Genomic DNA, 12,569 nt, shown 5'->3' with positions numbered 1-12,569 from the left:
CACGTCGTGCGTCGCGGTGTTCGTCTAGCGGGTGGTGCCTGGCACCTTCGGTAGTGCGCCGCCGGCCGCTGCGTTGCGGTCGGGGCGGAAGTTGGAGAAGTCGGCGCCGGGGACGTCCCGGACGGCCTCGAGCGAGGTCTCGATGGCGTACGCCTCGGAGTCCTCGGGCCCGACGAGGGGCAGCCGGACACGCGGGCTGCCGATGCGGCCGAGCCCGTGCAGGACGTACTTCGCGGCGACGGTGCCGGGCACGTGGGTCATGACCGCGCGGACGAGGGGTTCGAGGCGCTTGTGCTCGGCCGTCGCGGTGGCCAGGTCGCCGCGGTTCACGGCGTCGACGATCGTGCGGTACGGCGTGCTCGTGATGTTCGCCGTGACACCGATGAGGCCCGTGGCACCGATCGACAGGTGCGGGAGCACGTTCGTGTCGTCGCCCGAGAAGTACATGAGGTCCGTGTTGTTGAGCACCCGCGAGACCTCGGCGAAGTCGCCCTTGGCGTCCTTCACCGCGAGGATGTTCGGGTGCTTCGACGCGCGCAGGATGGTGTCGTACGTGATCGGGATGCCGGTGCGGCCCGGGATGTCGTACAGGATCACCGGCAGGTCGGTCGCGTCGGCGATCATCCGGAAGTGCGTGAGGACACCGGCCTGGGTCGGCTTGTTGTAGTACGGCGTGACGATCATGACCCCGTCGGCACCGGCGCGCTCGCTCTGCTTGTAGAGCTGCATGGCGTGCGCGGTCTCGTTCGAGCCACCGCCGGTGATGATCTTCGCGCGACCCGCGGCGACGGACTTGCCGACCTCGACCAGCCGGAGCTTCTCCGGGTCGGTGAGGGTCGACGTCTCGCCGGTGGTGCCGGTCACGACGATGCCGTCGGCACCCGCCGTGATGCAGTCGTCGATGTGCTGCTCGACGCCCGGCCAGTCCACCTCGCCGTCGGCGGTGAACGGGGTCACGAGCGCGACGAGGACCTGGCCGAAGGGATTCTCACGCGTGGACACGGAGTCCAGCGTACCGGGCGCGATGGACCGGGCGTCCGTCCGCCCGGACGGTGCCCCGCCGGGAGGCCCGGATCACCTCCGACAGGCGCGTAGCGGTCGATGACAGCGCTTAGCGGCGAGACCATTCCGTGAAGCGGAACCGGAGCCCGGTCTTCGACTTCAACCACGTTCTACCTCTACGCAGCTCTTCTTCTTGCTCTTTCCACTCGCGCCCAAGTTCTGGGGCCATGGTGTCGCCCGGAACATCCAAGTCGATGAGCGTTTCGCAAATACGGCTTGCATACGGAAGGGCTTCAGAATAAACCTGCCCCCCACCTATTACCCAAACTTCTTCGTCGGTGTCGAAGGCAGATCGAAGGTCATGGTGAACCTCCACACCTCTGGCACCCCAGTCGGCTCGCCGGGTGAGGACGATGTTTCTCCGTTGTGGAAGAGGCCGGGACCGCGCGGGAAGAGAGTCCCAAGTTCTATGCCCCATGATCACAACACGGCCTCGAGTTACTTCGCTGAAATGCTTCAGATCTTCGGGGAGATGCCAAGGCATATCACCACGGTGACCTATAACCCCGCGGGTCGTTCTAGCCCAAATCAGACCGACATTAGGCCTCGGGACCACAACCTGAGGATTTTGCATCAGACCGCGACCTTGCCGGAGATCGCCGGGTGGTGCTCGTAGCCGACGACGGTGATGTCCTCGTACTCGTAGTCGTCGATCGAGTCGCGCGGGGCGAGCTCGAGCGTCGGCAGCGGGTACGGCGTCCGGGTCAGCTGCTCCTGCACCTGCTCGACGTGGTTGTCGTAGACGTGGCAGTCGCCACCCGTCCAGATGAAGTCGCCGACCTCGAGTCCGGTCTGTGCCGCGACCATGTGCGTCAGCAGGGCGTACGAGGCGATGTTGAACGGGACGCCGAGGAACATGTCCGCGCTCCGCTGGTACAGCTGGCACGAGAGCTTGCCGTCGTTGACGTGGAACTGGAAGAACGCGTGGCACGGGGCGAGCGCCATGCTCGGGATGTCCGCCACGTTCCACGCCGACACGATGAGGCGACGCGAATCGGGGTTCGACCGGATCTGCTCGATGACCTGGGCGATCTGGTCGACGTGCTCGCCGGACGGGGTCGGCCAGGAGCGCCACTGCACGCCGTACACCGGCCCGAGGTCGCCGTCCTCGCCCGCCCACTCGTTCCAGATCCGGACGCCGTGCTCCTGCAGCCAGCCGACGTTCGAGTCCCCTCGGAGGAACCACAGCAGCTCGTACGCGATCGACTTCATGTGCACGCGCTTCGTGGTGACGAGCGGGAACCCCTGCGACAGGTCGTAGCGCAGCTGCGCACCGAACAGGCTGCGAGTACCGGTGCCGGTCCGGTCGCCCTTCGGGGAGCCCTCCTCGAGCACTCGGCGCAGCAGGTCTTCGTACGGCGTGGGGATCTCGGTCACGACGTCGAGCCTAAGCGTGCACCGCGGTGGAGGCGAGCCGGGCGACCGGCGGGGTGTCGGGCCTCCCGGCAGCGCCGCGGCGGGTCGTCAGGTGCGTGAGTACCGTGGCGGCATGACGTCACAGCCCCTATCGGTCCTGGTGGCCGGCGCATCCGGCTTCATCGGCACGCCACTCGTCCGTGCCCTGCGCGAAGCGGGGCACCACGTCTCGACGCTGGTGCGGCGCGAGCCGCGGACGCCGACCGAGTTCCGGTGGGCGCCCGGGGAGCGTCCGCTCGACCCGGCCGTCCTGGACGGCGCCGACGTCGTCGTCAACCTGTCCGGCGCGAACCTCGGCAAGCTGCCCTGGACGGACTCCTACCGACACGCGATCCGGTCCTCCCGGGTCGACGCCACGACGACCCTGGTCGACGCGATGCGTGCCGCCACGACACCGCCCCGCGTCTTCCTGTCTGGGTCCGCCTCGGGGGTCTACGGCGACCGGCCGGCCGACGTCCTCGACGACGACGCGTCGTCCGGCAGCGGGTTCCTCGCCGACGTCTGCACCGCCTGGGAGGCAGCGGCCCGCCGCGCGCCCGACGGCGTGCGCGTCGTGCTGCTGCGCACCGGCATCGTCATCGGTCAGGGCGGTGGCGCGCTCGCCCCACTCGTCCCGCTGACGAAGGCGGGTGGCGGCGGTCGTCTCGGCACCGGTGGCCAGTGGTGGCCGTGGATCGCCCTCGAGGACGAGGTCGGCGCGATCGTGCACCTGGTGACCGCCGACGACGTGTCCGGTCCGGTCAACCTGTCGGGCCCGGAGCCGGCCGTGGCCGACCGCATCACCAAGCGCGTCGCCGAGGACCTGCACCGCCCGTACCTGTTCCGGGTCCCGGCCTTCGCGCTCCGCAGGCTGCTCGGGGACGCGGCGGACGAGATGCTCCTGTCCAACCAGCGGATGGTCCCGGCGAAGCTGCTCGACTCGGGCTACACGTTCCGGTACACGCGGGCCGAGGACGCGGTCGACGCGGCGTTCTGACCCGGGCCCCACACCGTCAGCGTGCGTTCGCGAGGGCGGTCCGCATCGCGGCGCGGGCGCGCTTCCGGTCCCCCGCCGCGTCGTAGACGACCCCGAGGCGGTACCAGGCACGCCAGTCGTCCGGGGCGGCCTCGACCGCGGCGCGGTAGCGCGGGAACAGCTCGTCGGCGGCGCCCCGGTCCGGACGCCCGGAGGGGCGCACCGGGACGACGTCCGACGGTGCGCCGCCGTCGCGTTCGAGCCGGGCGCCGAGGCGCGTGATGCGCAGTCCGAACCGGAGTTCCAGCACGAGGAGCAGTGCCCCCACCAGGGCCACGACGACCAGCGCGACACCGATGCCGATGCCGACCGGGAGGCCGGTCGCGATGAACGCCACCGCCCGCTGCCCGACGAGCACGATGTACACCACGAGCAGGACGGTCATGAGCAGGACGCCCCAGAGCGGTGACCGCAGGCCTCGCACGAGCGTCGCCTACCCGATGCCGAGCACGGAGCCGAGGCCGACCGTCAACCCGCGCATCGACCCGACCGCCTGCAGCGCGGCGCGGATGCCCGGCAGGTAGGCGGCGTCGTCCCCGGTGTCGTGGCGGATGGTCAGGGTCTCGCCGGGACCGCTCAGCACCACGTCCTGCACGGCCTTCACCCCGGGAAGCCGGAGCGAGTGGATCGGCACGCTCGCGACCTGCTGCCCGCGCGCACGCTGGTCGACGTGCGGGGCCTCGACCGGCCCGACGTCGCGCCGGGCCTCGGCGATGAGCTCGGCGGTGCGGACGGCGGTCCCGGACGGCGAGTCGATCTTGCCCGCGTGGTGGCTCTCGACGATCTCGACGGAGGGGAACCACGGGGCCGCGATCGTCGCGAGGTGCGTGCCGATCACCGACCCGATCGAGAAGTTCGGCACGACGAAGGCGCCCTGCTCGGGCCGGTCGACGAGCGACGACCGCAGTCTCCCGAGTCGCTCCCCCGACCACCCCGAGGTACCGACCAGGACGTTCGCGCCGCTGGCCAGGGCGTTCTCGACGATGGCGGGGCTGAGCGCGGGCACCGTGACGTCGACGACGAGCTCCGCACCCGCGAACACCGAGCCGGGGGCGTCGTGCGCGCTGTCCCGCGAGGACAACCGCGCGACGAGCTCGAACTCGGGCAGTTCCTCGACGACGGCGGCCACGAGGCCCCCGAGCCGACCGGAGGCGCCGACGACGGCGACGGGAGTGACCATGTCCCCATCCTAGGATCGGAGCATGTCCGACGATCGCAGCCAGGTCAGCGTCCGCGTCGTCCCCGCCGACCTCCCCGAGGTCGACGCCCTGCTCGACCGGTACCTGGACGAGCGCGAGGCCACGTTCCCGAGCGCGCAGGGCAGCTACTCGCGGAAGCGGACACCGGCCGCCGAGTTCGTGCCGCCGAACGGCGTCTTCGTGGTCGCGACCGACGGAGCCGTCGCGGTCGGCTGTGGCGGGCTGCGCCGCATCGCCGACGACGGCGACGACGTGCGCTTCGAGGTCAAGCACGTGTTCGTGACGCCGGAGGGTCGGGGCCGCGGCGTCGCGACCGCGATGATGGACGTCCTCGAGACCGCCGCCACGGACTTCGGCGCGACGAGCATCGTCCTCGACACGAACGACTCGCTCGTCGCCGCGGGCGCGATGTACCGCGGTCGGGGCTACGAGCGGGTGCCGGCCTTCAACGACAACCCGAACGCGACCGCCTGGTACCGCAAGCCCGTGCGCCGGCCCTAGAGCGGCTGCGGGACGGGCAGCCCGGTGCGGAGCTCGACCGGCAGGTGCGCGAGGTCGTTCAGGGTGACGAGCTCGGCGGGCTTCGCGGACCGGATCCGGATGATCGTCAGCGAACTGTGCGCCACGTTCGTCCCCATCCAGCGCCACTCCGGGGCCTGGAAGACCTCGCGGACGAACCAGCCGATGACGGCGTTGTGCGTGATGAGCAGGTCGTGGCGGTCCTCCATCGCGGGCGTGAACCACTCCGCGACGGCGTCCTCCATCTGCGCCTGTCCCGCGACGATCTCCTCTTCCGTGACGCCCCCGTACCAGCCCTTGTAGGCGTGCGGCATGTCGGGTGTCGGTCCGGAGGGGATGCAGTCGAAGAGCAGGGTCGACGGCTCGGGCTGGATGGCCGGGAGGCGCTGCTGCAGGAAGGACGCGGTCTCGCTCGGGGCGTCGAGCGGGGAGTGCCACACGCCGTCGAACGGCACGCCGCCCAGACGGTCGGCGATGAGCATCGCCTGGCGCTTGCCGCGTTCCGAGAGCTTGCCGTCCCGCAGACCGTGCTCGGCGTCCTGGTGTTCGCCGTGCCGGACGAGGTAGAGGTAGTGCGACATCGTGGAGGTCAACCGTCGATCCCGAGGGCGGCCGCCAGCCGGTCGCGCTGCACGTCCCCGACCACGGCGGTCACCGTCGGTCGGGTCAGGAGGTCGCGGGACAGGTCGAGCACGTCGGCGGCGGTGACGCGGTCGACACGCTCGAGGGCGGTCGCGAGGTCGGTGAACTCGCCGGTCCCGAGCTCGGCACGGCCGAGGCGGGTCATCCGGGCGTCGGAGTCCTCGAGCGAGAGCGTCAGCGCGCCCTCGATCTGCCCCTTGGCGCGACGGAGCTCGTCCTCGGTGATGCCGTGGTCGACCATGCGGCGGAACTCCCCGTCGATGATGTCGACGACCCCGGCGACGTTGTCGGGAGCGCAGCCGGCGTAGACACCGAACGCCCCGTTGTCGAGGTAGGCGGGTGCGAACGAGGACACGGCGTACGCGAGGCCCCGGCGTTCGCGGACCTCCTGGAAGAGCCGGGAGCTCATGCCCCCGCCGAGCACGGCGTTGAGGATGCTCAGCACCGGGCGGCGGTCGTCGCGGAGGTCGAGCCCCTGGGACCCGCGGAGCATGCTGACCTGCTCGGTCGGACGGTGGACGACCCGCACGGTGGACTCGACGGGGTCGGCGACGGGCTGCGCGGTGCGACGGGCGAGCGGCACGGCGGCTCCGGCGTCCGCGAAGACGGCCTCGACGAGCGCACAGAACCGGTCGTGGTCGACGGCCCCCGCAGCGGTGACGACGATGCCGTTCGGCTCGTAGTGCTCGGCGTAGTGCGCCATCACCTCGTCCCGCTGGACCTCGCGGATGGACTCCGGGGTCCCACCGATCGGGCGGCCGAGGGCGTGCCCGTCGAAGGTCGCGGCGAAGAACGCCTCCCCCGCCACGTCCGCCGGGTCGTCGGCCGCCATCGCGAGTTCCTCGAGGATGACCCCGCGCTCGACGTCGAACGCGGCCGGCTCGAGGGTCGAGTTCGTCACCATGTCGCCGATCACGCCGACCGCCATCGGGACGTCGGTGTCCCGGACGCGGGCGTAGTAGCAGGTGTACTCCTTCGCGGTCGCGGCGTTGTGCTCACCGCCGACGGAGTCGAACGCGACCGCGATGTCGAGCGCGGTGCGCTCCGCGGTGCCCTTGAACAGGAGGTGCTCGAGGAAGTGCGTGGAGCCGTACTGCCCGGCACGTTCGTCGCGGGAGCCGACCCCCACCCAGAACCCGATGCTCGTGGAGTGGACGGAGGGGACGGACTCGGTGAGCACACGGACGCCCGAGGCGAGAACGGTGCGCCGGACGAGGGCTCCACCGGACGTCACGAAGGACGTTTCCGGAGCCTCGAGCGGCAGCGGCACTGGGCGGTTCATCGTCATGACTCTACTGAAGGCCGGGCCGGGATCGCCCAGGCAGACCGCCGTCGGGAGAGGACACCCGAAGAGGGGTACAAAAAAGAAGGACAGACGGACTCGTCTGTCTGTCCTCATCGTGCTACAGTGGTGTCACCGGATCGGGAGCCCCCCTAGATCTCGATCCGGTGGCTCGGGACATCAGTCCTGCGCGGCACGAGTCCCCCCGCTCCGCCGCGGAGCCGATGACCCAAGGAGAGCCACGCTGTGACGGTCGATTCCCCCCAACCGACCGTCCAGCGTCTCCTGGGTCAGCGTCTGCAAGGACGGGCCCCGAGCAACCAGAACCTCGCGTCGCCGGACGGGTCGAGCGTCCCCCCGGCTCCCCGCTCCGGCGGCGCGAAGGTCCGCATCCTCGAGACGGCCACTCGCCTGTTCTACGAAGAGGGCATCCACGGTGTCGGCGTCGACCGCCTCATCTCCGAGGCGAGCGTCACGAAGGCGACGTTCTACAAGCACTACGGCTCGAAGGACAACCTGATCCTCGCCTACGTGCGTGAGCAGCACACCCGCGTGCAGGCCTGGATGGAGTCCGTCGTCGGCGACGCCGAGTCCCCACAGGCCGCCGTCCGCGCGTGGGTCGACGCCCTCGCCGCCGACGTGAACCGACCGGACTTCCGCGGCTGCGCGTTCCTCAACGCGGCCGCCGAGTACCACGACCCGCGGGACCCGGTGCGCCAGGTCGTCGCCGTGCACCGCGACTGGTACACGGAACGCCTCGGTGACCTGCTGCAGGCCGCTGGACACCCGCTCCCCGGGGACGGTGCCGACGAACTCATGCTCGCCCGCGACGGCGCGATGTCCGGTGCCTACGCCGGTGACGCGATCGCGGCGACGGCAGCACTCAACCGGGTCGCCGAGCGGGTCCTCGCCGCCTGAGCGCCGACCGGAGCGCTCCCGGGATCCACCGGGCGCACGGGTGTTGGCTCGGAGCATGACGAACCACCCGAACTGGAACCTGCCCGACGTCCCCTCCTTCGACCTGTCCAGCCCCGACTTCACGGACGGCGGCCAGCTGCCCGACTGGGCCCGCGGCTCCGACGCCGGTGGCGAGGACCGTTCCCCGGCCCTGGCGTGGTCCGGTGCCCCCGAGGGCACGCAGAGCTACGTGCTCACGGCCTACGACCCGGACGCCCCCACCGGTTCCGGCTTCTGGCACTGGGCCGTCTCGGACATCCCGGCATCGGTGACGTCGCTGCCGCAGGGCGCCGGCACGGACGACTCGCTCCTGCCCGACGGCGCCACCCGCCGCCGCAACGAGTTCGGCACCGACACGTTCCTCGGGGCCGCTCCGCCCGCGGGCCACGGTCCGCACCGGTACTTCTTCACCGTGAGCGCGCTCGACGTCCCGACGCTCGACGTCCCCGCCGGCGCGACGCCGGCCGTCGTCGGTTTCATGCTCCGCGAGCACCTGCTCGGTCGCGCGCAGCTCGTCGGCATCCAGGAGACGCCCGCCTCCTGACCCGGGCAGGACCGCGCGTCGAGCCCGGCCCCGACGGACGGCGTTGCCCGCGACGGCGGACGGCCGCCGACCCCATCGGGGTCGGCGGCCGTCCGTGCGTCGGGACGCGGGTCGATCAGCCCTCGGCGGGCATCTCGGCGTGGGTGCCGTGGTCGTCGCGACCCTCGGTGTCCACGTCGTCGGCCACGACCGGCGCGAGCGACAGCTTGCCGCGGTCGTCCACCTTGGTGACCTCGACGAGGATCTTCTGACCGACGCCGAGGACGTCCTCGACGTTCTCCACGCGCTTGCCACCGGCGAGCTTGCGCACCTCGGAGACGTGCAGCAGACCGTCACGGCCCGGGAGCAGCGACACGAAGGCGCCGAACGTGGCGATCTTCACGACGGTACCGAGGAACTGGTCCCCGATCTCCGGGTTCGTCGGGTTCGCGATCGCGTTGACCTGCGCACGCGCGGCCTCGGCGGACGGACCGTCGACGGCGCCGATGTAGACCGTGCCGTCGTCCTCGATGGAGATGTCGGCGCCGGTCTCGTCCTGGATCCCGTTGATCGTCTTGCCCTTCGGGCCGATCAGCTCGCCGATCTTGTCGACCGGGATGTTCACCGAGATCACGCGCGGCGCGGTGTCGGCCATCTCGTCCGGACCGTCGATGGCCTCGTTCAGCACACCGAGGATGGCCGAGCGGGCCTCCTTGGCCTGCTTCAGCGCGGCGTCGAGGACGGACGACGGGATGCCGTCGAGCTTCGTGTCGAGCTGGATGGCCGTGACGAAGTCCGAGGTACCGGCGACCTTGAAGTCCATGTCGCCGAGGGCGTCCTCGGCACCGAGGATGTCGGTCAGCGCCGCGTAGCGGGTCTGGCCGTCGACGGTGTCGGAGACGAGGCCCATCGCGATGCCCGCGACCGGGGCGCGCAGCGGCACACCGGCGTTGAGGAGCGACAGGGTCGACGCGCAGACCGAGCCCATCGAGGTCGAGCCGTTGGAGCTCAGCGCCTCGGAGACCTGACGGATGGCGTACGGGAACTCCTCGCGCGACGGCAGCACCGGCACGAGGGCGCGCTCGGCGAGGAAGCCGTGCCCGATCTCGCGACGCTTCGGCGACCCCACGCGGCCGGTCTCACCGGTCGAGTACGGCGGGAAGTTGTAGTGGTGCAGGTAGCGCTTCTTGGTGACGGGCGACAGCGAGTCGATCTGCTGCTCCATCTTGAGCATGTTCAGCGTGGTGACGCCGAGGATCTGCGTCTCGCCGCGCTGGAAGACCGCGGAGCCGTGGACACGCGGGATCACGGCGACCTCGGCGTCGAGCGGACGGATGTCGGCGAGGCCGCGACCGTCCATGCGGACCTGCTCGGTCAGGATGCGGCCGCGGACGACCTTCTTCGTGACCGACTTGTACGCGGCGCTGACCTGGCTGGTGGCGACCTCGGGCAGCGTGCCCGCGGCGACCTGCTCGGCGATGGCCGCCTTGACGCGCGACTTGAGCGCGTCGTCGGCGTCCTGACGCTCCGCCTTGCCGGCGATCTGGTACACGTCCCCGAGCTCGGAGAGGGCGAGGGACTCGACGGCGGCGTAGACCTCGTCGGCGTACGGCGGGAAGACCGGGTAGTCCTGGATCTCCTTGGCCGACTGCGCGGCGAGCTTCGCCTGCGCCTCGACGAGGGACTTGAGGAACGGCTTGGCCGCCTCGAGGCCCTGCGCGACGATGGCCTCGTCGGGCTTGGTCGCGCCGCCCTCGATGAGGTTCCAGGCGTGCTCGGTGGCCTCGGCCTCGACCATCATGATCGCGACGTCCTCGTTGCCCGCCTCGTCGGTGACGACGCGGCCGGCGACGGTGAGGTCGAAGACGGCGTCGGCCAGCTGCGACGCCTTCGGGAACGCGACCCACTGGTCGGTGCCGTTCGCGCCGGGGATGAGCGCCAGGCGCACACCGGCGATCGGGCCGGAGAACGGCAGACCGGAGATCTGCGTCGACGCGGACGCGGCGTTGATGGCCAGCGCGTCGTAGAACTCGTCCGGCGCGATGCTCAGGACGGTGATGACGATCTGGACCTCGTTGCGGAGGCCGTCGACGAACGACGGGCGCAGCGGCCGGTCGATGAGGCGGCAGACCAGGATCGCCTCGGTCGAGGGGCGGCCCTCACGACGGAAGAACGAGCCGGGGATCTTGCCGGCGGCGTACGAGCGCTCCTCGACGTCGACCGTCAGGGGGAAGAAGTCGAAGCCCTCGCGCGGGTGCTTGCCGGCGCTGGTGGCCGACAGCAGCATGGTCTCTTCGTCCAGGTACGCGGCGACGGCACCCTGTGCCTGCTGCGCGAGACGACCGGTCTCGAACCGGACCGTCCTGGTGCCGAAGCGACCGTTGTCGATGGTCGCTTCAGCGAACTTGATCTCGGGACCCTCCAAGAGGATGCCTCCTTGCGTGTGTGAGCAGCAGACCCGGCCTCGGGCACACGCGTGCACGTGCGCTCCACGACGCGGAACGCATGTCTGGCCAGCAGTGGGAGCACTCGGGATGCGGTTCGGCCCGGATGCCACCACCGATGACCAGCTTCGTGCCGGTCTGCGTGCGGTGTTGTGTGTCGTCGCGGGGAACGGTCCCCAGACCAGCCGACCTTAGCATTCCGAGGTGGACCGACGGCGGTGCCCGTGGCGAACGGGCGTGTCCTCGGTAGCCTGCTCCCATGCGCGGGGAAGCAGCACGACGGACGGCAGGACCACGGGTCGCAGCAGCACCACGGCGGGCACCTCGGCGGGGTCGTGCCCGGGGCACCCTGCTCACCGTCGGGGTGCTGGTCGGCGCCCTCGTGGTCCCCGCGGTGACGGCGGCCCCGTCCTCGGCGACCGACTACCCGACGTGGCAGGACGTCCAGCGGGCGGAGGGCGACGAACAGGCGAAGCAGGCCGAGGTGGCGGAGGTCCGGGCCGCGCTCCGGTCGGTGCAGGCCGAGGCCGCGGAGAAGTCGCAGGTCGCCCTCGACACCGCCGCCGCGGCAGCCGCTGCCGAGGCGGACCTGGCCGAGGCCACCCGCACTGCCACGAGCCTCCAGGCCCACGCCGACGAGGCGTCCGCGACGGCCGAGCGCGCGCGGACCCGGGCCGGGCGCCTCGCGGCCGACCTGTACCGGGACGGCTCGACCGACCAGATGACCACCCGGATCGCGACGGCGGACGACCCCGACCAGCTGCTCTACCAGCTCGGCGCGCTCGACCAGCTGTCGACGACGTGGGACGGCGTCATGGACGAGGCCGCGGTCGCCGCCAGGACGGCGGCGTCGCTGCACGACCAGGCGGAGCGGGCCGAGGACGAGCGGGCGTCGCTGGCGGACCAGGCCGAGGCGACCGCCACCGCCGCCCGCGCGGCACAGCGACGGGCGGACGCGGCGGTCGCGGAGACCGAGTCGCACAGCGACGAGCTGTACGCGCAGCTCGCCGCGCTCCGGGACTCCACCGCCGAGACGCAGCGTCGCTACGAGGTGGGCCAGGCCGTCGCCGCGCAGGCGGCGGCGCAGGCGGCCGCCGCACGGGCCGCGGCCGAGACCGCGCGTGCCGCCGGCGGCGCTGCCAGCTCGGCGGACAACGCCTACCCGAGCACCGAGGGCGTCACCGTCGACCCGGCGGCCGCGCAGGCCTACGCGCGCAGCGCCATGGGTGCCCACGGCTGGGGCGACGACCAGTTCGGCTGCCTCGTCTCGCTGTGGACGCAGGAGTCCGGGTGGCGGGCGAACGCGCTCAACGCGTCGAGTGGCGCGTACGGCATCCCGCAGGCCCTGCCGGCGTCGAAGCTCGCCGCCGCGGGCGCGGACTGGCGGACGAACGCCGAGACGCAGATCGACTGGGGTCTGGCGTACATCGCGGACCGCTACGGATCGCCGTGCGGCGCGTGGGACCACGAGATGAGCGTCGACCCGCACTGGTACTGACCCGGCGGGCGC

At 71.4% G+C, this 12,569-nt stretch carries 13 protein-coding genes; 5 read left to right on the top strand and 8 right to left on the bottom strand.

Features of this window, described 5'->3' with window-relative positions; translation table 11 throughout:
• Positions 1–24: 24 nt before the first annotated feature.
• The 3 genes from dapA to DEI84_RS09080 form a co-directional block, all read right to left on the bottom strand.
• Positions 25–1,002 carry a 4-hydroxy-tetrahydrodipicolinate synthase gene (gene dapA / locus DEI84_RS09090; protein WP_110823877.1) on the bottom strand — a complete coding sequence of 326 codons (978 nt, stop codon included), beginning with the start codon at positions 1,000–1,002 and terminating at the stop codon, positions 25–27.
• 109 nt (positions 1,003–1,111) lie between these two features.
• Positions 1,112–1,636, bottom strand: coding sequence for a dihydrofolate reductase (locus tag DEI84_RS09085; RefSeq protein WP_110890564.1), 525 nt, complete (start codon positions 1,634–1,636; stop codon positions 1,112–1,114).
• Positions 1,636–2,439, bottom strand: coding sequence for a thymidylate synthase (locus tag DEI84_RS09080; protein ID WP_220032700.1), 804 nt, complete (start codon positions 2,437–2,439; stop codon positions 1,636–1,638). Before DEI84_RS09080 ends, DEI84_RS09085 begins: the two co-directional genes overlap by 1 nt.
• Before the next feature lie 112 nt (positions 2,440–2,551).
• On the opposite strand from DEI84_RS09080, the gene DEI84_RS09075 reads away from it, so the two are divergent.
• Complete coding sequence (locus tag DEI84_RS09075) at positions 2,552–3,454, top strand: TIGR01777 family oxidoreductase (RefSeq protein ID WP_110890563.1); 903 nt, start codon at positions 2,552–2,554, stop codon at positions 3,452–3,454.
• Positions 3,455–3,470: 16 nt separating this feature from the next.
• Here the strand turns inward: DEI84_RS09075 and DEI84_RS09070 are convergent, their stop codons facing one another.
• Positions 3,471–3,878, bottom strand: coding sequence for a tetratricopeptide repeat protein (locus DEI84_RS09070; protein ID WP_110890562.1), 408 nt, complete (start codon positions 3,876–3,878; stop codon positions 3,471–3,473).
• A gap of 48 nt (positions 3,879–3,926) precedes the next feature.
• Positions 3,927–4,673, bottom strand: a complete 747-nt coding sequence (locus DEI84_RS09065; protein WP_110890561.1) for a 4-hydroxy-tetrahydrodipicolinate reductase — start codon at positions 4,671–4,673, stop codon at positions 3,927–3,929.
• Between the two features lie 22 nt (positions 4,674–4,695).
• On the opposite strand from DEI84_RS09065, the gene DEI84_RS09060 reads away from it, so the two are divergent.
• Positions 4,696–5,193, top strand: a complete 498-nt coding sequence (locus DEI84_RS09060; protein WP_110890560.1) for a GNAT family N-acetyltransferase — start codon at positions 4,696–4,698, stop codon at positions 5,191–5,193.
• Here DEI84_RS09060 and DEI84_RS09055 read toward each other — a convergent pair.
• Both DEI84_RS09055 and DEI84_RS09050 read right to left on the bottom strand, forming a co-directional pair.
• The gene (locus tag DEI84_RS09055; protein WP_110823873.1) at positions 5,190–5,792 is read right to left on the bottom strand and encodes a histidine phosphatase family protein; all 603 of its coding nucleotides are present in this window, start codon (positions 5,790–5,792) and stop codon (positions 5,190–5,192) included. The genes DEI84_RS09060 and DEI84_RS09055 overlap by 4 nt on opposite strands.
• An 8-nt stretch (positions 5,793–5,800) precedes the next feature.
• The gene (locus DEI84_RS09050) at positions 5,801–7,135 is read right to left on the bottom strand and encodes a pitrilysin family protein (protein ID WP_110890607.1); all 1,335 of its coding nucleotides are present in this window, start codon (positions 7,133–7,135) and stop codon (positions 5,801–5,803) included.
• A 246-nt stretch (positions 7,136–7,381) separates the two neighbouring features.
• On the opposite strand from DEI84_RS09050, the gene DEI84_RS09045 reads away from it, so the two are divergent.
• Positions 7,382–8,053, top strand: coding sequence for a TetR/AcrR family transcriptional regulator (locus DEI84_RS09045; RefSeq protein WP_110823872.1), 672 nt, complete (start codon positions 7,382–7,384; stop codon positions 8,051–8,053).
• Between the two features lie 55 nt (positions 8,054–8,108).
• Positions 8,109–8,636 carry a YbhB/YbcL family Raf kinase inhibitor-like protein gene (locus DEI84_RS09040; protein ID WP_110890559.1) on the top strand — a complete coding sequence of 176 codons (528 nt, stop codon included), beginning with the start codon at positions 8,109–8,111 and terminating at the stop codon, positions 8,634–8,636.
• Between the two features lie 115 nt (positions 8,637–8,751).
• On the opposite strand, the gene DEI84_RS09035 is transcribed toward DEI84_RS09040, so the two are convergent.
• Positions 8,752–11,040 (bottom strand): polyribonucleotide nucleotidyltransferase, encoded by a 2,289-nt coding sequence (locus DEI84_RS09035; protein WP_110823870.1) that lies wholly within the window; start codon positions 11,038–11,040, stop codon positions 8,752–8,754.
• Between the two features lie 278 nt (positions 11,041–11,318).
• On the opposite strand from DEI84_RS09035, the gene DEI84_RS09030 reads away from it, so the two are divergent.
• Positions 11,319–12,557: a lytic transglycosylase domain-containing protein gene (locus DEI84_RS09030; RefSeq protein ID WP_146236337.1), complete on the top strand. Its 1,239-nt coding sequence runs from the start codon at positions 11,319–11,321 to the stop codon at positions 12,555–12,557.
• Positions 12,558–12,569 lie beyond the last annotated feature (12 nt).

Origin of the sequence: Curtobacterium sp. MCBD17_023 (assembly GCF_003224415.1) — a bacterium.
Classification (GTDB): domain Bacteria; phylum Actinomycetota; class Actinomycetes; order Actinomycetales; family Microbacteriaceae; genus Curtobacterium.
This window is presented reverse-complemented; position numbering and strand designations above follow the sequence as displayed.